The following is a 2,626-nucleotide window of genomic DNA, read 5'->3' as shown; positions in this document are numbered from 1 at the left end:
CCACGAGTTTTATACAAAAACTACCCACTGCTAAAAAAAATCATAGAAAATTTTTACAATTTTATCCACATGCTATTGAGCAGTTAAATATGAGCAAATATGATTTAATTATTAGCTCTTCGTCATCAGCGGCAAAAGGAGTTCTTACTACAAGCAATCAACTACATATATGTTATTGCCATTCCCCTGCAAGATATGCTTGGGATTTATATCAACAATATTTATTAGAAACAGGTTTAAATCGTGGTTTGTTTGGGTTGTACGCCAAGTATATACTTCACAGATTTAGACTATGGGATGTAATTTCTTCTAATAGAGTAGATTATTTTATATCCAATTCAAATTATATAGCCAAAAGAATAAAAAAAATTTATAATAGAGAAGCTAAAGTAATATATCCGCCTATTGATACGGAATTTTTTAGCTATTATGATAAAAAAGATGAATTTTATTTAGCGGCTTCAAGGATGGTACCTTATAAAAAAATGGACTTAATCATAGAAACATTCAATAATATGCCTGATAAGAAATTAATAGTAATAGGAGATGGTCCTGATTTTAATAAAAATGAGAAATTAGCAAAAGATAATGTTGAATTGAAAGGTTTTGTTTCGCGAGAAGAATTAAAATTTTATTTACAAAGAGCTAAATGTTTTGTATTTGCTGCAGATGAAGATTTTGGTATGTTGCCGGTTGAAGCACAATCTTGTGGAACTCCAGTAATAGCTCTAGCTAAAGGAGGAACACTTGAGACAATTATACCCGAAGTTACAGGCATATTCTTTAAAGATCATAATATTAATAGCTTAAAAGCTGCTGTTGAGAGATTCTCCGAAATTAAATTTGATTCTCAAAAAATAAGAGATCACGCATTAAACTTTTCAAAACAAAAATTTAAAAATGAAATGAAAAAATTCGTAATAGAAAAATATGAAAAATTTTTAACTTCAAAATCAATAAGATAATCAATATAATAACATGAATCTATTTTAAAATGAATCCATATAAAGTGTTTATACCAGTGATTCAATTTATAATTGATATTTTAATTATAATTTATTTATTCTTTAAATTTTTAAAATTACAATATGAAATCCATGACGATGAAGATAATATAATATTATTATTAGAAAATCATTACAAAGCACTATTTCTTTTTATAGCAAGCTGGTATTTTATTTCAGAAAAAACAGCCTTATATAAGATAACTAATAGTGATTTTTTAGAATTAATTAAAAAGATTATTGCACAAATATTTATTTTTGCTATCATAGTATTTGCTATTTCAGGATTAAAAAGTAGCTATTTATTTGATAATAATATAGCTATATATTTTAATATTTCAATTTTGATATTAATAGCAATTGTTCATATGGTTGCATATCATTACCATAAACAAAAATTATCAAGAGCAATATTTATTGATTCCAATAGCAATACCGATATTGTGATTAAGCATTTATCTACGGAAAGAAAGATTGAAAATTTTGGAAAATTCATTAAACATCCTATTCAAAAAAATCAATATAAATTTGAATATGAAAAAATAAATAATTTTATCGAAGATAATAATATACAAAATATATTTTTGTCATTAAATGGAGAATTAAGTAAAGAAGTTGAAAATATATTATTTAAATTTTCTGATAGTAAATATTTAATTTATATAATACCTGATTTTTCCTATGAATTTTATAAAAATTCTTATTTATGCTATTATGGAACATCTCCAATCTATTATTACAAAAAAAAATCGAATTTTCTTAATAGGATTTCTAAAAGGTTATTTGATATAACATTATCATTGTTTATTATAATATTTGTACTAAGTTGGCTAGTACCCATATTATCGCTCATAATTAAGCTTACCTCTAAAGGACCGGTTATATATAAACAAGAGAGAATAGGATTAAATAGTAAGCCATTTAAAATAATGAAATTTAGATCCATGTATATAGATGCAGAATATGAGGGACCTAAATTATCATCTGAATCCGATCCTAGAATAACATCTATAGGTAAAATAATGCGAAAATATCGAATAGATGAATTTCCACAATTTATAAATGTACTCAAAGGTGATATGTCTATTGTTGGTCCACGTCCGGAAAGAAAATACTTTATAGATAAAATTTCGCAAATAAATCCAAATTATAAAAAATTACATAAAGTAAAACCAGGTATAACATCAATAGGTCAAGTATATTTCGGTTATGCAGAAACAGTAGAAGAAATGGCTCAACGTTTAAAATATGATTTATTATATCTTCAAAATTATAATTTCTTATTTGATATTAAAATCATATATCTAACAATGGTTGTTATAATTCAAGGAAAAGGAAAATAAATTTAATATATGCTGTTTTTTATAATAATGAAATAAAATAATAATTATTAAAAAAATAAATAATAAATATTGTGGTTTTTATATTCATCCATGTTGGTATATACACTTATTTATATAATAAAATATAGATATTTAAATGTTTTTTATATTTTAAATATATAATTGATTAGTTTTGGATAAATGTAATTATATAATTAATATATAAATTAACTATTTTATAATAATGAAATAAAATAATAATTATTAAAAAAATAAATAATAAATATTGTGGTTTTTATA

The 2,626-nt window shown here is 23.0% G+C and carries 2 protein-coding genes; both read left to right on the top strand.

Going from position 1 to position 2,626, the window contains the following annotated elements; all coding sequences use genetic code 11:
- Positions 1–965, top strand: a 965-nt coding sequence (locus M3Z80_RS09540; RefSeq protein WP_293919383.1) for a glycosyltransferase, incomplete at its 5' end; no start/stop codon positions are given.
- 29 nt (positions 966–994) lie between these two features.
- Positions 995–2,347: an exopolysaccharide biosynthesis polyprenyl glycosylphosphotransferase gene (locus M3Z80_RS09535; protein ID WP_293919382.1), complete on the top strand. Its 1,353-nt coding sequence runs from the start codon at positions 995–997 to the stop codon at positions 2,345–2,347.
- Positions 2,348–2,626: the final 279 nt, after the last annotated feature.

It is taken from the genome of Apibacter sp. (assembly GCF_025291155.1).
Classification (GTDB): Bacteria; Bacteroidota; Bacteroidia; order Flavobacteriales; family Weeksellaceae; genus Apibacter.
This window is presented reverse-complemented; position numbering and strand designations above follow the sequence as displayed.